Source organism: Vibrio penaeicida (assembly GCF_030689305.1).
GTDB classification, from domain to species: domain Bacteria; phylum Pseudomonadota; class Gammaproteobacteria; order Enterobacterales; family Vibrionaceae; genus Vibrio; species Vibrio penaeicida_B.
Window position 1 is genome coordinate 314,256 of sequence record NZ_JAUYVM010000002.1, and the last position, 18,160, is coordinate 332,415.

At 44.0% G+C, this 18,160-nt stretch carries 14 protein-coding genes; 3 read left to right on the top strand and 11 right to left on the bottom strand.

Going from position 1 to position 18,160, the window contains the following annotated elements; genetic code table 11:
• Nucleotides 1-8: 8 nt before the first annotated feature.
• The 5 genes from Q8W40_RS04550 to Q8W40_RS04570 form a co-directional block, all read right to left on the bottom strand.
• Nucleotides 9-1,721, bottom strand: coding sequence for an IlvD/Edd family dehydratase (locus tag Q8W40_RS04550; RefSeq protein ID WP_305396078.1), 1,713 nt, complete (start codon nucleotides 1,719-1,721; stop codon nucleotides 9-11).
• Nucleotides 1,718-2,803, bottom strand: coding sequence for an ABC transporter ATP-binding protein (locus Q8W40_RS04555; protein WP_305396079.1), 1,086 nt, complete (start codon nucleotides 2,801-2,803; stop codon nucleotides 1,718-1,720). Before Q8W40_RS04555 ends, Q8W40_RS04550 begins: the two co-directional genes overlap by 4 nt.
• A gap of 17 nt (nucleotides 2,804-2,820) precedes the next feature.
• Nucleotides 2,821-3,675, bottom strand: a complete 855-nt coding sequence (locus Q8W40_RS04560; protein WP_305396080.1) for a carbohydrate ABC transporter permease — start codon at nucleotides 3,673-3,675, stop codon at nucleotides 2,821-2,823.
• Entirely contained in the window at nucleotides 3,672-4,619 is a 948-nt protein-coding gene (locus Q8W40_RS04565; protein WP_305396081.1) for a carbohydrate ABC transporter permease, read from the bottom strand. Before Q8W40_RS04565 ends, Q8W40_RS04560 begins: the two co-directional genes overlap by 4 nt.
• 69 nt (nucleotides 4,620-4,688) lie before the next feature.
• Complete coding sequence (locus Q8W40_RS04570; protein ID WP_305396082.1) at nucleotides 4,689-6,068, bottom strand: ABC transporter substrate-binding protein; 1,380 nt, start codon at nucleotides 6,066-6,068, stop codon at nucleotides 4,689-4,691.
• Between the two features lie 888 nt (nucleotides 6,069-6,956).
• Between Q8W40_RS04570 and Q8W40_RS04575 the strand changes: the two genes are divergently transcribed.
• Nucleotides 6,957-9,266, top strand: a complete 2,310-nt coding sequence (locus Q8W40_RS04575) for an immune inhibitor A domain-containing protein (RefSeq protein WP_305396083.1) — start codon at nucleotides 6,957-6,959, stop codon at nucleotides 9,264-9,266.
• Nucleotides 9,267-9,426: 160 nt separating this feature from the next.
• Here Q8W40_RS04575 and Q8W40_RS04580 read toward each other — a convergent pair whose 3' ends face one another.
• Both Q8W40_RS04580 and efpL read right to left on the bottom strand, forming a co-directional pair.
• On the bottom strand, nucleotides 9,427-9,747 hold the full coding sequence (locus Q8W40_RS04580; protein WP_305396084.1) for an HI1450 family dsDNA-mimic protein: 321 nt from the start codon (nucleotides 9,745-9,747) through the stop codon (nucleotides 9,427-9,429).
• Between the two features lie 4 nt (nucleotides 9,748-9,751).
• Entirely contained in the window at nucleotides 9,752-10,318 is a 567-nt protein-coding gene (efpL, locus tag Q8W40_RS04585) for an elongation factor P-like protein EfpL (RefSeq protein WP_126609230.1), read from the bottom strand.
• A 225-nt stretch (nucleotides 10,319-10,543) separates the two neighbouring features.
• Between efpL and Q8W40_RS04590 the strand changes: the two genes are divergently transcribed.
• Nucleotides 10,544-11,326: a nucleotidyltransferase domain-containing protein gene (locus tag Q8W40_RS04590; RefSeq protein WP_305396085.1), complete on the top strand. Its 783-nt coding sequence runs from the start codon at nucleotides 10,544-10,546 to the stop codon at nucleotides 11,324-11,326.
• Between the two features lie 169 nt (nucleotides 11,327-11,495).
• Nucleotides 11,496-13,589: a PTS sugar transporter subunit IIC/EAL domain-containing protein gene (locus tag Q8W40_RS04595; protein WP_305396086.1), complete on the top strand. Its 2,094-nt coding sequence runs from the start codon at nucleotides 11,496-11,498 to the stop codon at nucleotides 13,587-13,589.
• A 185-nt stretch (nucleotides 13,590-13,774) separates the two neighbouring features.
• Here Q8W40_RS04595 and Q8W40_RS04600 read toward each other — a convergent pair whose 3' ends face one another.
• From Q8W40_RS04600 to Q8W40_RS04615, 4 genes are all read right to left on the bottom strand, one after another.
• Entirely contained in the window at nucleotides 13,775-15,145 is a 1,371-nt protein-coding gene (locus tag Q8W40_RS04600; protein ID WP_305396087.1) for an L-serine ammonia-lyase, read from the bottom strand.
• Between the two features lie 191 nt (nucleotides 15,146-15,336).
• Nucleotides 15,337-16,398, bottom strand: a complete 1,062-nt coding sequence (locus Q8W40_RS04605; RefSeq protein WP_305396088.1) for a succinylglutamate desuccinylase/aspartoacylase family protein — start codon at nucleotides 16,396-16,398, stop codon at nucleotides 15,337-15,339.
• Nucleotides 16,385-17,290: a 30S ribosomal protein S6--L-glutamate ligase gene (gene rimK / locus Q8W40_RS04610; protein ID WP_101111393.1), complete on the bottom strand. Its 906-nt coding sequence runs from the start codon at nucleotides 17,288-17,290 to the stop codon at nucleotides 16,385-16,387. The genes Q8W40_RS04605 and rimK overlap by 14 nt, the downstream gene beginning before the upstream one ends.
• Nucleotides 17,290-17,730 carry an ATP-dependent zinc protease family protein gene (locus tag Q8W40_RS04615; protein WP_305396089.1) on the bottom strand — a complete coding sequence of 147 codons (441 nt, stop codon included), beginning with the start codon at nucleotides 17,728-17,730 and terminating at the stop codon, nucleotides 17,290-17,292. Before Q8W40_RS04615 ends, rimK begins: the two co-directional genes overlap by 1 nt.
• Between the last annotated feature and the right edge of the window lie 430 nt (nucleotides 17,731-18,160).

Here is an 18,160-nt window from a genome sequence, read left to right on the forward strand (position 1 = left end):
TTTTTCTCCTAATGACTTTCGCGTGGTACGCCTGCACCACGACATCCCAATAAGAAATCCAAATCTGCACCTTGGTCGGCTTGCAAAACATGGTCGATATACAATTTTTGATAGCCGCTGGTGATTGGGCTAGGCGCGATAACCTGACGTTCTCGACGCTTTTGTAGTTCATCGTCTGCCACCTCTAAGTGCAGTTTGCGTTGGTCTAAGTTCAGTTCGATGACATCTCCATCTTCCACTAACCCGATAGCGCCACCTGCCGCGGATTCTGGGGCAACATGCAGCACCACAGTGCCAAACGCCGTACCACTCATTCTGGCATCCGAAATCCGGACCATGTCACGCACGCCTTGCTCCAACAGTTTTTTTGGCAAAGGCAGATTGCCCACTTCGGCCATTCCGGGGTAGCCTTTTGGCCCTGCCCCTTTTAGTACCAGAACGGAGTCTTTATCGATATCGAGCTCAGGAGAGTCAATTCGCGCTTTGAAATCTTCAATACTAGAAAAGGTGACAGCTTTGCCGCGGTGATTCATTAATTCAGGGGTGGCGGCTGACGGCTTTAACACAGCACCTTGAGGGGCGAGGTTGCCTTTTAAAATGGCAATGCCACCTTGTTTAACTAGCGGGTTATTCAATGGGCGAATCACTTCATCGTTGTAGCATTGCGCCGATCCAATATTGTGTTTCAATGAGTCGCCCGTTACAGTCATAACATCTAAATTTAATGACGTATCAATACGTTTCATCACCGCAGGGACACCCCCGGCGTAGCAAAATTCTTCCATCAGAAAACGGCCACTGGGCAAGCAGTCGACAAGGGTAGGGATCTCACGTCCATATTCGTCCCAATCTTGCAAAGTTAGCGAAACCTCTGCACGCCCAGCAATTGCGAGGAGATGCACAACGGCATTGGTGGACCCGCCAATGGCTCCATTGACTCGAATGGCGTTTAAGAAAGCGTCTCGGACTAATACCTGATTTAGGCATAAATCTTCTTCGACCATATCGACAATGCGCCTACCTGATAACCTCGCAATTCGGGCTCTATTCGCATCAACAGCAGGATAAGTGGCGTTGTAAGGCAAGGTGACGCCAAGGGATTCAGCCATAACGGCCATAGTTGACGCGGTGCCTACCGTATTACAATGACCAGCAGAGCGAGACATGGCAGACTCGGCGTCCATAAAGGTTTTAACGTCGATTTTTCCTGCTCTAACATCTTCTGAGAATCGCCATACATCCGTGCCTGAACCAAGCGTTTCCCCGCGAAATCGCCCATTTAGCATTGGACCGCCAGAGACAAGAATAGTCGGTAAATTGGCGCTGGCTGCACCCATTAGTAACGCCGGAGTGGTTTTGTCGCAGCCTGCCATGAGCACCACACCGTCTATCGGGTTACCACGGATGGATTCTTCTACATCCATGGAAGCAAGGTTGCGAAACAGCATGGCAGTTGGGCGCAGGTTCGATTCTCCGCATGAAAATACAGGAAACTCCAATGGATAACCGCCGGCTTCGAGCACACCATTTTTCACTTCCTGAACCAGCTCTCTAAAATGCGCATTGCATGGAGTGAGTTCAGAAAAAGTATTGCAGATACCGATGACAGGTCGACCATCAAACATGTCGTCTGGCGCGCCTCGGTTTTTCATCCAACTTCGATGAATGAATCCGTCTTTGTCCATTGGGCTGAACCAAGCTTGAGATCGCCTCTTTTTCATGTTTCTGCCCCCAAGCTACTGGCGTTTGACATGCTACGCAGACGTAACCCAGTTTGGTCATCGAAGTAGAGAATACGTTCTGGATTGACCTGAATATGAATGTCTGCATCCAGCTCTGGGCGGAAATGTTTGTCGGCTTTTAAGGTGATAGATTGACCATCAACTTTACATACCACTAGCGTGGAATCTCCGGTAGGTTCAACGGCATAAACTTTTCCAGTTAGGTGGGAGGGTTGGTTTGATAGGGTGCAATCTTCCGGTCTTATGCCTAACACAACGGTGTCGTTATCTTCTATACCTTGTGCTGGCAGGTTTCCTGCATTTGTTTGGAAAGATTGGTTTTGAATCTGACCTTGGATCTTGTTCATGGAAGGGGAGCCTAAAAAACCGGCTACAAACAGGTTGGCAGGGTCATCGTAGACTTCGTCTGGTGTGCCGATTTGTTGAATTTCGCCAGAAGACATAATGACCACTCTGTCCGCCAAGGTCATGGCTTCGATTTGGTCGTGGGTTACATAGATCATGGTGACGGCCATTTCACGTTGCAGCCGCTTGATTTCGGCTCGCATATCAACTCTTAGTCTTGCATCTAAGTTAGACAAAGGCTCGTCCATCAAAAATACCGACGGATTGCGAACAATGGCTCGGGCAAGCGCAACTCGCTGACGTTGACCTCCCGATAAGGCTTTAGGCTTGCGGTCTAGGTAATCCAGCAATCCCACTTTTTCTGCGGCGTAAAGAGACTTTTGATAGCGAGTCGATTTGTCTACGCCGGCGATCTTATGCGGATATGCAATATTATCTCTTACGGTCATGTGGGGATAAAGTGCGTAATTTTGAAACACCATCGCGATGTTTCTGTCTCGAGGTAGACGGTCGGTCATGTCGGTATCGTCAAATCGAATTTCACCCGACGTTGGCGTCTCTAGACCGGCGATCATCCGCATTGTTGTCGTTTTACCGCACCCCGAAGGACCAAGAAGAACAATGAACTCCCCATCCGCAATATCTAAGTCAAACTGATTGACGGCTTTGATTCCGGACCACTCTTTTTTGACCGCATTTAGTGAAACTTGTGTCATCGGTTACTCCTAAAACACTAACGATATGATCCCATCGTCAAGCCTCTTAGAAGGTGACGTTGGAAAATAACAATAAAAACAATAATTGGAACGATCATCAGCGCTGCGGAAGCGGACAACTCTGCCCAGCGGATGGTTTGATACCCAATGAACCCGTATAAACCAATTGGCACGGTTCTGACTTCGCTGTCGCCGAGCACGAGTGCAAATAGAAATTCGTTCCATGACAGCAAGAAAATCAAGATCCCAACAGAAGCGAGTCCCGGAAGGGCAAGGGGTAAGGTGATGCGAAAAAACGCACTGAAATAGGTGTCGCCATCTAGGTAGGCGGCTTCCTCAAGTTCCACCGGTAACTCAGAGAAAAACCCACGAAGTAGCCATACGACGATAGCCAAGTTGAGCACGACGTGAGCAATGATCAAACCAATATGCGTATCCAAAAGTCCGAGTTGAAAAAACAAGACGAAGAAAGGTATAAGCATGGCCACGGGAGGCGTCATCCTAGTGCTCAGAATCCAAAAACCAAAATCCCCACGTCCTTTGAAATGGAAACGAGCAAGGATGTAAGCCGTTGGTGCACCAATAAGCAAGCTCAGTAAGGTTGAACCCGCCGCGACGATGGCGCTGTCGATGAAGAAATCCAATATGGCTGGATTTGATAGTACTTTTTCAAAATTTTGCAGTGTGGCTTCAAACCAAAAGCTCGGCGGACGAGACATGGCTTGGATAGGGGTTTTCAACGACGTTAAAAAGATCCAATACAGTGGAAACAAGCACCAAATCGCAAATAAATACAGCAAGATACGACGCGCCCATATGGAACCAAAAAGGCGAACAATCAAGATGCTGGGAGTGAATTTACGTCCGTTCATGTTGCGCTCCCTGTTTTCAAGTCGAATAATCCAAGCTTTCTAAGAAAAACCTGACTGACGATTAAGGTAAAGAGCAGCATGACAATCGCGATGGCAGACGCATACCCCATTTCAAGAAATTCGATGCCTTGCTTATACGCCAAAATATTTAATGTACGAGTGGTGATCCCGGGGCCGCCTCCGGTCAAAACAAAGATTATGTCGAAGGTTTTGAAGGCGTCGATCACTCGAAACAGCAAGGCGAGTGCTATGTATGGTTTCAATTGTGGCAGTGTGACATAAAAGAACGTTTGCCAGCCATTTGCGCCGTCGACTTCGCTTGCCTCTTCGGGCTCGGAGGGCAGTGAGGCTAATCCTCCCGCGGTGATCAACAAGATGAAGGGCGTCCACTGCCATGTATCCACCAAGATAAGAGAAAGTAGCGCCGACTCAGGTGCTGCTGTCCATGCGCTGGGTTCCAACCCAATCGATGTGAGCATATAGTTAAATACACCTAAGGATGGGTTGAACATCAACCGAAAGGTGAACGTGGCGGCAACGGGTGTAATTGCAATGGGAAGTAAAAAAAGCAGCCGAAGCCAAGATGCTTGCTTGGACTCATGGTGCAAAAGGGCGGCCATGCCTACACCTAAGACCGTTTGTAACGTGACCGCCACCATGGTGAAAACCAACGTCACTTTGGTGGCGGACCAGAACTCATCGGATTGAAACAATTTGCTGTAGTTTCCAAACCCAATAAAGCTCTTTTCACCGGCGTTCAGTAACGAGTAGTCGGTAAAAGATAAGTACAAACTGAGTAAGAATGGAAACAACGTTGTTAAAAGTAGAACCGCGGTAGCGGGCAGAAGCATCGCCAAAATAAAATTTCTACGGTGCCTCTTAGCCGATCGCAGTGCTTTAGGGGGCTTGGTGACTGCCATATCCTTTGACAACATTGCCTTCATTTCCGTACCTTCCTTATCCAACTTTATGTGTGGTTTCATCGCTATAGAGGCGAACTCGTACTTCGCGGCTTACAAAATATCGTTGATTTTGTTGGTGGCGAGCGTCATGGCGGTCTTTGACGTTTTTGCTCCAGTTGCGACTTCGTTAATGGCAATGCCCCACGCGTCAAGAATTTGCGCAGCTTTAGGGTGGAACCAACAAGCCTTGAAGATTTCTGCATCACCCGAGTTGAGGTTGGCGAGTGCGGCTTTTGCTGCATCGGTACCAAAACGATCTTGAAACGCTTTAGAATCCCATGCGGAATTACGAATGGTGGCCAACCCATTGGCGGAGGTCAGTGCGCAACCGGGTTTGGAATTCAGGAACATTAACAGTAAGAAAGCAGCATGTTTTTTCTTTGAATGTCGGTTGATGCCTGCTTGCCAAGTCCAAATGTTGGCTTTAGCCGTATGATTTAAATGCGTAGGCATTGACGCGTAGGTGGTGGAATCGTGCACCAGACTCTTTTCTGGGTTTTGGAAATCGGTTGCGAAATTGGATGAGTCCATTGCAATGGCGGCTGCACCCGCCGAAAAGTCATTCAACACTTCATACCAGTGGTAATTACCTACACCCAGTGGACCGGCATCTTTGAGCAGTCGCCCGTACATATCGATCGCAGCAATGGCTTCGTCGCTATCGAGTACACAGTGACCCTCTTTGATGACTTCACCGCCGTAAGAGAACAAGAAGCCACCACAGGGCCAGGTTCCTGCTGTACCATCGGATTTTGAACGCAGGACAATACCTGCCATTTGGTTGGACTTGAGTTTGGTGGCTGCACTGTATAATTGGTCGTATGTTTTGGGGATCGATATTCCCGCTTTTGCAAAGGCGTTGGTATTACAAAATAAGGTCTGCGCTTCTGCGGTCACAGCCATACTATAACGAACCTTGTCAGACCAAATGGGGAAGTCGTTGGCCATAGAGAATATATCGTCTGCGTCATACCAATTTGCATCAAATAAGGCGCTGTTAGCGTAGTAATCTTCAAGTGGCTCTAACCAGCCAGAACTAATGAATTGCCCCAGAGCGTGCACCATCATGACATCGGGCTCAGGCGATCCCGCCCCAAGTTTGACGGGCATTTCACCCACGTATTCCGTTTCCGATTGCTTTTGAAGTTTGACTTTAATGCCCGTTAGTTTTTCGAAGAGAGGGAGGGTTGGAGCAATGGCTTGTGCCCAAGGGTGTTCCATGGCACCCAAAACAATGGTTTCACCAGCATAAGCTTTCCAATCCACATCTGCGGCTAGGAATGTACTCAGCATGTGGTCATGCGCATCTGCCCATGACATTCCAGGCAACCCAAACGCCAAAGCAACACTGGCGGCTGTAGAGGTTTTTAAAAAAGTTCTGCGGTCCATACCTTTAGGGTAAGGGTTCAGTTTGCTGTTTGAACGGTCCATTTCAATCTTCCTTTTGTTAACTCATTTTCCTTACTTCTGCCAAATCACCACACTACTCAGGCTGATTCATACCTATAAGTATTACTTAATGTTGATTAAGTAATACTGTTAGTAATATATTAAACATTTGTACAAAAAATGATCAACGGGCATTTTTGAAAAACCAGAATTAAAGCTAGGATTTTAAGAAATGAGACAGAAATTGGAGTGAGCGCTAATAAATTCTTTTCTTCTCTGATTATAAAAATAGCAACACCTTTCTGTTATGTAATAACGTACCAATATGGTGTTAATCTAAATTGAGTGGGAATAAAGTTTATAGTCTTAATAATTTTGAATTACTACTTTATTAATTTCAACTGAATGAGATCATTATTCAATATTTAGTAATTGTACTTTTGTTATATTTTTATTTAAAAAAAGTGAATAAAAAATAACACTCTAGTGTTTAGTTTTCTTCTTTATTATATTTAAGTTTATCATTACAAGTAGTCATTCATTTCAAAGCTATGATTTTAATAAACATTATTTTTATTTCATTTTTGTTAACCTTTTATGTTGAGTATTCTTTTGGTCTGTAAATGCGAGATTTTTCAATCATAAACTCTGAACCATGTAATTACATTTAGATTAATAAGAGGTTTGTTTTAATTAAATTTATTTTATTCAAAGTGGACAGATTCCTATCTTTGTATTACTTAATAGAGTTAGATTCTAAGGGGATATTAATATTTTTAACTTTTAGAATTTAGATATATAGGTTTGTAGATAATCTATAAAATTAACGATATGGAATTGTTTGCTATATATCGCCTTTTTTAATAAATGGAATTTTGACCAATTCAGTTGGCAAATATGTATTAAATAATCAGGGAAAAAAGGCTTGTAATGAGTTCACATGTATTACCAATAAAAAGTAAAGTAGCAGCGGGCATTCTATGCTCACTACTTGGATTTTCTACTATCGCGCATGGCGCACCTTCTTCTCACGGCGTTGATTTTGGGGTGGTTAATCAGGATAGATTGATCACAATGCTGAAAAAGACGGGTGTTATTTCAAAAGAAGCAAATGAAACTGAATCTGAAAGGGCACTTTATGCATACCTTTCTTCTATTCATGTTCAAAAACCTGAAAAAGGGGAATTAGCCAGCTTTGAGGAAAAAAGAAATAAGCGCCTATTGGGGCTAATGTCTTCTGGTATTTCAGACAAAATACCAGCATCAATTGCGAGATCGATGCCTGAAAGTGAATGGGCTGGATCGATTACCCAAGACAAAGTTCTCGCTATTTTAATTGAGTTTCCAGACTATCCAGCCAATATGGTTACTCCAGACGAAACGTCAAATTACTACGACGATTACACGCCTTCACACTATCAAGATATGTTATTTGGTCAAAGTGGTTACGTGGGAAGTAATGGTAAGAATCTCATTTCTATGGTGCAGTTTTATGAACAACAATCTGGTGGTTCATATACGCAAATTGGAGGCGTAGCTGGGTGGTATAAAGCTCAGCATCCCGCCGCTTTTTACGGTGCACAAAAGGGGAGCACAAAAGATGTAAACGCTCGTGATTTGGTTAGGGAAGCACTAGTGGCTGCTGCCGCAGATCCAAATGTAAACCTGAGCGATTATGATCTTGAAGACCGTTATGACCTAGATGGTGATGGCAATTACCGCGAACCCGATGGCTTGGTTGATCACATCATGATTTTCCATTCCGGTGTTGGGCAAGAAGCTGGGGGCGGTAACTTGGGCTCCGACGCGATATGGTCGCATCGATGGAATTTGGGTAAAGTCTTTGAACTTGAAGGCACATCATCGTCAGTTCCTAACTGGGGTGGTTTGATGGCCGCATACGATTACACCATTCAACCAATTGACGCTGCGGCGGGTGTTGCGGCGCACGAATATGGGCACGATCTCGGTCTTCCAGACGAATACGACACGGTTTATGGTCAGGATGAATGGGGAAGTACACCAGGGGAACCTGTTTCTTATTGGTCTATCATGTCTTCTGGTTCTTGGGCTGGGTTGATCCCGGGTACTGAGCCAACAGGCTTTAGCCCATGGGCGAGACAGTTCTTGCAAAACTCGTTGGGCGGAAATTGGCTACATGGTAAAACGGTCGAGTTTGACCAGCTAAATACTGTTCCTCAATCGATCACGCTTGATCAGGCGAATTCGAAAGGTGCAAACCACGACTATTTACGTATTAACCTTCCACCGAAAATCGTGAAGTTAATGGATGTTGTAGGGGCTCAATCGTTTTACTCTCAGCGAGGTGATAACCTAAACACCAATATTCATTTTGATGTGGCTATTCCAAATGCAGCATCGGCAGCACTGACGTTTAAGGTGAACTACGACATAGAAGACGAATACGATTTTGGCCGAGTTTTGGTTAATGGAACCCCTATTGCAGGTAACATTACGACCACTTACGATCCGCACGAAATAGGTTATGGCATCGGCTTTACAGGTGTTTCGAATGGTTGGGTAGACGCGACGTTTGACCTAACTGCATACGCAGGTCAGACAGTAACCATTTCATTTAACTATCTAACGGATGGCGGATACGTGAAAAATGGGTATTGGTTTGATGAAGTTACCGTTAGCGCAGATTCTCAAACTTTGGCTTACTTCAATGCGGAGTCGAGTGCACCTGAGCTAACCCTTGATGGCATGGCGCTGAATAACGGCAGCTTTGAGCACGAGCACTACTATCTTGCTGAGTGGCGTCAACATGAAGGTGTTGATAAAGGTCTTGCGCACATCAATCGCAACAACCACATCATGACGTTTGATGAGGGGCTGGTGCTCTGGTATGTCGACACTTCTCACACCGACAATGGTGTTGCTTCTCACCCCGGTGAAGGTTGGTTAGGTGTAGTTGATGCGGATCGCAACCCGCAGTTCTGGAGTGACGGTACGCCAGCGACTTCTCGCTATCAAGTACGTGATGCTGCGTTTAACACAAAAACGGGTAAGCAAATTCACCTTGTGGATAAGAAGGGGCTAACATTAGACGACCCATATGTTGTCGCAAACCCAATGTTTGCAGACTGGGAGGATTACTCGAACCCAATTCGCCCAGCGACAGGTAGATTAACCCCACACTATGGAATTGTACTTCAGGTTGTGGATCAAGCCGAAGATGGCAGTACGGCAACGGTTAATCTAATGAAGCTTTGGTAACGGGGATACTTTTTCTCACTCACTGAGTCACTTACGATTTAGTAACCTAGTAACCTAGTAACCTAGTAACCTAGTAACCTAGTAACTTAGTAGCAATTAAAAAGCCCACCGACATAAAGTCTGTGGGCTTTTTTGTTAGAGCGTATTGCCAAAGGAACGATCAGTCTCTTTTCCAAAGTACATGGCAGAATTTGTTATCTGGGTCGCGGCTAACCAGTAGGCGAGCAAACACATCGTCGAGCTCGTCGCTTTCTTCGTTGACCAAGCCAATTCTCACTTCAGCGTAAACTTCTTTATCTACGTCGAATCCAACATGACCAACCCAGTCGTCTCGTGTCTCGACTAACTCTGCAGCGCCGCGATCTTCAAATTGAGCCGTAAAAATGATGACATCGGCTGGTTCTAAATTGTCGGGTGCCATTTCGAGGAAGATATCGTAAGCGGCATCGATGACATCATCAAAAGAAATTAAATCGGTCATATTATTAAGCTCGGTTCATGTATTTACGTTCGGTTGTATGCACAACGATGCGATCACCTGTGGAAATGTATTCAGGGACTTGTACCGTCAAGCCTGTAGCAAAACGGGCTGGCTTGGTACGAGCAGACGCTGAAGCGCCTTTGATTGAAGGATCGGTTTCTTCAATCACCAGTTCAACGGTAGACGGTAGTTCCAGACCAACGGGCTGGTCATTAACAACCAGTACCTGTAAGCCTTGAGTTTCTTCATTAATAAATAGCAGCTCTTCGGCAATGTCGTCTTGCTTAAAGTTAAACTGAGTGTAGTCTTCGTTGTCCATGAAGATGTACTCATCGCCGTCGATGTAAGAGAAGACAACATTGCGTTTTGCCATGTCGGTCGTATCGACAACATCGTCAGATTTAAAGCGCTCATCAACGCGCGAGCCATTTGACAGGTCAGTACAACGTAGCTTGTAGATTTTTGCGCCGCCACGCCCACCAGGGGTGGTCACTTCAATGTCTTTAATTAGCAGTGTTTTACCATTTGAGATGATGGCAAACCCTTTTTTTAACTCGCTAGCCCTTGGCATATAAGATTCCTAAATATTTTTACAACCTGAAATTATACTCAAGTAACTTCAATATGCTAGGTTCAACACGCCAGTTTAAGAGGATGATAGTCTACTCAAGCTACCCGGTTTAAGAGGATGGGAGTATAAGTTGGCATTATTTCTACGAGTAGACTTGATCGAACGCGAATGCTGGGCGAATATGATTGAGTTTACATACTCCAGTCAAAAATGCGGAATACTCTTTTGAACACAGCCACTTCACTGCCGGTTATCGACCCTAAACAGCCTTTCCAACCCGACTTTCAGTCGGTCATTAATGAAGTACTAGCTTTCCTTACCAGAGGGTTAACCTCTAACCTTCACAGTGTTTATATTTTTGGTAGTGTTGCTCGAAAGAGTGCAAAAGTAGGGCATTCCAATCTCGATATTGTTATCGTGACCCAAAGGCCACTCTCCGATAAAGAACACACCATAGTCAAAACCATCAAATGGCGATTCTCTAAACAATACAACCACTTGATTACCGGAATTCAATTCCAGTTTGGCATGATGCCAGAAATTCTGAGTTTAGATGGCATCTTTACATGGGGTTTTATGCTTAGGCATTGCTGTGTATGCGTACATGGTGAAGATCTTTCACAAAGTTTTGGGGATTTCGAACCCAGCTGGGAAATTGCCAAACATTGGAACATGGATGTGGGGGACTGGGTAACGCTCTACAGAGAAAAAATTGCAAAAGCGAATGCCGATATTGAAGTACGTTACCTTCAAAAAGTGATTGCAAAGAAGCTGCTTAGAGCCAGTTATTCGTTGATTATGTACAAAGATAAACAATGGATAGAGAATCCAGTAGAATGCGGGAAACAATTTCTACGTTATTACCCAAAGAAAAAAGTTGAAATTCAACGCCTTGTTATTTTGTTGCAAGGTAAACCAGTACCTAAACGCTCTATTATTGGGATACTCGACGGTTACGGAAAGTGGCTAGTGAAAGCATACGAAAAAACAGAGTTTCGAATTGGGTAAAATCTAAGAATAGGATCAGCAGAAAACGCCACAGGATGTGGCGTTTTTTTGTATTCAAGACCTGAAATCTTCCGTGGATAGTACGAAATCAGTGTGGTCTCACTTTCGGGAAGAGGTTCTTTGTAACCCTGTGCTAATGTTAGCTAGAGTGGTTTTGTCGAGATTTGACATGCAGATATGGAATCGAGCAGACAAGCTAAAAACGTTGATACTTTGGGGAAACCGAGAGTCCTTCACTAAGTATTTTTGGTCCTCCTTATTTGCATTGCGTGAAGGCATGCTGTGGACAGTTCCGTGCTTAATGCTGTCTTCTATAGTCTTATTTATTGCCGCAATTGGTGATTTTGCATACAGTGACAGACCAGTATGGGTTGAGGTTAGTTTTACTGTTTATTCAGAGCTAACCGCGATATTCCCTATTTTGCTCACCGCGTCTATATCTACGATTCTAGCGATGCAATATCGCTTACCCAGACCCCCCGTAGCTTTATTGTCCATAGCGTATTTGGTCGTTGTCCAAGAACTCATTCCCGACGAGCAAGTAATGGTTATGTACAGTGTCATCATGGCAATTGTGACACCTTTGTATTTTGTCCCTATTTTGAGTTGGTTAGTAAAGCAAAAGTGGAGTGTATTAACCAACTTGGACAACGCTGGTCAGATAGTGAAAGAATCTCTCAACCTAATATTGCCTGCTATCATGGTTGGCGGCTGCACCATTCTTGTCAATTTGGTTTTTATTACATCTTTATCCAACATCATATCGGTGGATATGAGGCTGTTGGATTACGCCAATGAACCCTACTCATTTGGGTTAGTATTTAGTTTGTTGAATTCTGTTTTCTGGTTTGTTGGTGTCCACGGATATTATGCATTGCTGCCGATGGTTGAATTACTTATCGAGGCGATTAACCTTAATCATTCCGCTGTAATTTCTGGCGGTGAAGCTTTCTATCATATGAATTTATCTTTTATGGGAAGCTTTGTGTTTATTGGTGGAAGTGGGGCAACATTTTCGTTGATCATCGCTTTATTGATGGTTGCTAAACAACCGTCTTTTAGAGTGATTGCCTTAGCAAGCATACCTATTGCCGCTGTCAACGTGAACGAATTATTGCTCTTTGGGTTGCCTATTATTTTCAACCCTAGGCTGATCATACCTTTTATTTTAGTTCCTATGATGAATGTCGCGGTGAGTCTGTTTGCAATTGAAAGTGGTTGGGTGTCTTCACCAAGTGTTTCTTTGCCTTTTCTTAGCCCCGTTCTTGTGAATGCATGGATTGCAACTAATGGTGATATGGCAGCTGTCTTCTTACAAATTTTTAATATCTTTTTAGGGACTTTAATTTATTTGCCATTTGTTCTGCGGATAGAGCGCTCATATTCTCGGCACGCTATCTTTTTCACCGCACTGGATACCAGCTATACGAGGCGGCAGGAAGAGGCATTTACATTGAACGATGACCCTATTTCGACCATGCAAACCCGAGTGAGAAATGAAGCTAATCTAGAAAGTCATCTTGAAAATATTAGTACCAAAGAGTTCTGCCTTGAATATCAACCTCAAATCGACGCAAACACCTTAGAAATTGTAGGGTGTGAAGCGTTAGTTCGAGCGAAGGATAAGAGTGGCAACGTGGAATACCCCGATCGATTTATTCCGTGGCTAGAACAAGCAGGGATGATGAAAGAACTTGATCTTTGGGTCGTTAAAAATGTGGTTAATGACTTAGATTATTGGATACGCAAAGGTGTAAATGTTGAAGTAAGTATCAACATCACCCCTCAATCGCTCATGGATGAACATACGTTACAAGAAATTGAACGGCTCGTCACTCCGTATGCTGGCAATATACATATTGAGATTACCGAACAAACATTACTGTCTGATCAACGTAAAATAACAATGGTGATGAATCGGTTACACCTCATGGGTGTCCAGATTTACATTGATGATTTTGGTACCGGTTTTTCATCTTTAAGCTATCTCAACAAGTTTGAAATAGACGCCCTTAAAATAGATCGAAGTTTTGTAGATGCTCTGAACACAGAAAAAGGGAAAAAAGTGTTTAATAGCTTGTTAGGAATAGCGTCAGAGTTACAACTAAATGTGGTGGTAGAAGGCGTTGAGAAGGGCAGTCAACTGGAATCTGTTCCCTTAAGAAGTGGTATTTCAGTACAAGGTTGGTATTTCAGTGAATCGCTTGCTAGCAAAGAATTTGTCCGTTACTACCAAGAGAGAAAAGAAAAAACTAAAGTTTGATACCAGCCAATTCTACCAGCTTGTTTATCTATAAGCTCGTTCACCTATAAGCTCGATCACCTATCCATCCACATACCCAGCTAGTCGTTTGAGTGGTTTGCGTGTTTTCCACCTATTCCCTTATCGGCATTATGTATATAGAAATTAATGCTATTACTGCGTATCCAATTAACTCAGATATTTGGCTACTCACACGGAGGCGCGAGATGAATCATAGCCAGACCGCCCAGCGATGTTTCGCGGTATTTTTTATTCATATCTTTACCAGTGCGATACATGGTATCGATAACTTTATCTAAAGATATTAGACACTTACTGGTTCGTTTGAGTGCCATTCTAGACGCGTTGATTGCTTTAACCGCGCCCATTGCATTTCTTTCAATACAGGGAACTTGAACAAGCCCACCGATTGGGTCGCAAGTCATCCCCAGTGAATGTTCCATTGCAATTTCTGCTGCAATGCAAATTTGTTCATTACTGCCACCTCTTAGGGCTGTTAACCCAGCGGCCGCCATAGAAGAGGAAACGCCTATTTCGCCTTGGCAGCCGACCTCGGCTCCAGAGATGGAAGCGTTCATTTTGTAGAGCATGCCAATTGCACCAGAAACGGCTAAAAAATCTCGGATCTGCTTATTATCTAGTGGGCGCAAAAATTGGTGGTAATACATTAATACGGCCGGTATAACACCAGCCGCACCGTTGGTAGGGGAAGTCACCACTTGTCCGCCAGCTGCGTTCTCTTCACTGACGGCGAAAGCGAATAAGTTTATCCAGTCCATGACTTCCATTGGGTCCGTTTCTATTGACGCATTAGCTTCCAGCTTTTTGAGCAGAGCAGGGGCACGTCGGGTGACGTTAAGCCCACCATCCAATATCCCCTCGGTTTCAAACCCTTTATCCATGCACTGGCTCATTACCTCCCAGATTTGGTCAGCTTTGTTTTCTAAATCGGCTTCGGAGCGATATGCCAGCTCATTTTTTTGTATCAACCCACCAAGGCTCAAGCCATTTTTCTCCGCTTGGGTCAACAATTCTTCTGCACTAGAAAAAGGGTAGGGTACATCATGCTTTTCATCGTTGTTTGGGTTATTTAACTGGGCTTCTGTTGCAATGAATCCACCACCAATCGAGTAATAGATTTCTTTAGTACATTCGTTATTATCGATATCGTACGCGGTTATGGACATACCATTCTCATGGAGAGGTAAAGCGCTTTTATGAAACAGGAGATCTTCATCTCGAATAAACTTGATGGAATGTTTCCCGCACAGTAAGAGCTTGTCTTTTTTCGAGCATTCTTCAAGTAGCTGGTTAGCGTCGGTAATATTGATGTTAGAAGGTTCATTCCCCATTAAACCTAACAATACCGCTCTGTCTGTGTGGTGCCCAATTCCCGTTAGGGAAAGTGAACCAAATAGGTCAACTTGTATTCGAGATATCTTGTGCAAAACCGGTATCAGTTTTTGACCAAATTGATAACCCGCTATCATAGGACCATTAGTGTGTGAGCTCGATGGCCCTACACCTACTTTGAAGATATCGAATATAGAAAGCATACATTACTCACTGTAATTGTTATTAATATGTTAATTGTAATTGTAATTGTAATTGTAATTGTAATTTTGAGTTTGCGTATATTCAAAGTTAGAGGCGGAGCAATGAATTAGATCGGGAGCTAGAGCCAAAAAATACCCAGTCATATTGACTGGGTATCATAATTAAGGCCTAAACGGGTGTGTGTTTAATTTCAAGTTAATGCTAATTGACCGGTAGTGATGATATCGCTTTCAACATCACTGATTTCGTCTATGTAACTTTCTACAGCTTGTTCAACCAATTCAGTATCTTGAGTAAAGAATGCAAGATGGAATACGGCATCGCCTTCATTGACTAATGGCAATGTTTGTTGCCCAATAACAATGCCTTCTTTGGGGGCAATGATGCACGTTTCGGTATCACCAAGAGGCGAACTTATGTATGCCAATACCTGATTTTTCGCTACTTTTTCACCCAAAGTAACCACTGTGCGTAACATGCCATCGCTATTGGCTCTGGTCCAGTTTGTCGATTTCGCTATCACAGGCTCTGGGTATTTCTTCCGGCTTTCCCTTAACATGCCTGCTGCTTGCATAACTCGCTTTATACCAAGCAAACCAGCGCTGATTGATATAGGCTCAAACCGGAGCGCTTCGCCAGCCTCATAAGTTAAAGTTGGAATACCAAGCCGTTCCGCTTCACTACGAAGCGAACCATCGCGTAGTGCTGCATCGACAACAACGGGTGTATTAAACGCTTTAGCAAGCCTTAGCGTTTCGTCATTGTCCAAGTTTGCTCTAATTTGGGGCAAATTGGTTCTGTGTATGGCACCCGTGTGAAGATCCAAAATGATATCGCAGCGAGTCGCTACCTTACTAAAGAACGAATGCGCCATTCGAGAAGCGAGCGACCCTTTTTCTGAACCCGGAAAACAGCGATTCAAGTCGCGTCGGTCAGGCAAATAGCGTGACTTATGAATAAACCCGAATACGTTCACTATAGGCACAGCGATTACCGTGCCTTTGAGTTTAGCGGGATCTATCGTTTTCGATAGCTGGCGCACCATTTCAACACCATTGAGCTCATCACCATGGATAGCTGCGTTCACCATCATAACGGGACCAGCGTATTTACCATTGATCACCTCAATTTGAATAGAAAGTGGTGAGTGGGTATACAGTTTCGCCGCTTCCAGTTCAAACGTGGATCGTTCACCTGGTTCCGTGATGTGATTGAGCAATTCAAAGCTCTGATTTCTTTTAGCCTTTACCACGTGTCTTAGTTCCTTTAATTGCTGCATTTTTTTCAATGAAGTCAATGATCATTCCAGCCACGTCTTTGCCTGTTGCTTTTTCAATGCCTTCAAGACCAGGAGACGAGTTAACTTCCATTACTAAAGGACCACGCTCAGAGCGCAGCAAATCTACACCTGCAACATTTAAGCCCATAGCTTTAGCCGCTGCGACGGCTGTTTTACGTTCTTCCGGGGTGATCTTCACCAAAGATGCCGTTCCCCCACGATGCAAGTTAGAGCGAAACTCACCTTCAGCTCCTTGACGTTTCATAGCCGCGATCACTTTGTCACCGATGACAAAGCAACGGATGTCTGCACCGCCTGCTTCCTTTACAAACTCTTGAACCATGATGTTGGCTTTCAGCCCCATAAAAGCTTCGATAACACTTTCTGCTGCTTTTTTAGTTTCTGCCAAAACCACACCAATACCTTGAGTTCCCTCAAGCAGTTTGATCACAACAGGCGCACCGCCCACCATGTCTAATAAATCTTTTACGTCATCGGGCTTGCTTGCAAAACCCGTTACAGGCATACCAATTCCTTTGCGAGAAAGTAGTTGCAGCGAGCGTAACTTGTCGCGTGAACGAGTAATTGCTACTGACTCGTTTACTGGAAACACACCCATCATTTCGAATTGGCGCAACACCGCTGTACCGTAAAACGTTACCGATGCGCCTATTCTTGGGATAACAGCGTCGAACCCAGTAAGTTCCTCACCTTTAAAGTGCACTTCAGGTTTATCTGAGTTGATATTCATGTAACAACGCAGGGCATCAATAACCTTAACTTCATGACCACGATCCTTTGCCGCCTCAATTAAACGGCGAGTAGAATACAAAGACGCGTTACGAGAAAGGATGCCAATTTTCACTATTTTTTCTCCTCAAGTGGCACTAAAAATGATTCGGTTGGGTCAACAATGATTCGATCTTGCATGGCAGTTCTGCCAAGCAACATTCTGAATCGCATGTTTTCTCTATTTGTTAATGTAATTTCGATAGGCCATTGCTTCCCACCAAGTGAAAGCAGAGTTTCTACGACGTATCGCTTCTCTTCATGACCGCCAGAATCCCGCACAATTCGTTCATCGATGACTTTGGCTTCACAAACCTGGCTAAGCTCTGTGTTGTCTTGCTCTGGGTGCATCCAAAATCGTACCCAAAGCGTGCTGTTCTGAATGAACGTTTCCAACTTATATGCGTGTAAGCATGAAGTCCGTGCACCTGTGTCTATTTTCGCTTTGATACGATCTAGGCGAAGTTCAGGTAGGCTCAGCACTTCTCGCCACCCTACGATGATCTTCTTATTCATTTCGATTACTTAATGTAAAGGCTGGGAACAGCCATGAAGCGATGTACTTGGTCGACAGACCTTTATAGTACGGATAACTAATCTGAGTGGAGGAGATTGATTTTCCTCTTAGGTACTCAGTGGCGGCGAATGTATCAAGGAATATTCCGTGCGTCATACAAACATTTTTATCTTCAAGATTAAAAAAAATGATGGTTATCGAGAGCTTGTTTTTGGCTCTGTTATATGGAGCTCAATAATAAAGTTTACATGGTTACATTAGGTGGTCTGATGACACGTCATTTATTTAGTTTAAGCATTGTCTAAAATACGATTCATGGTCTATATCTTTATTTGTAAGCTCAACTGCCCGTAGAGAGTGTGTGGATAAAATAACCTTCATAAGCAGGCTCCGAGCATTTACCTCCACATCTATTTGACAAAACAACAT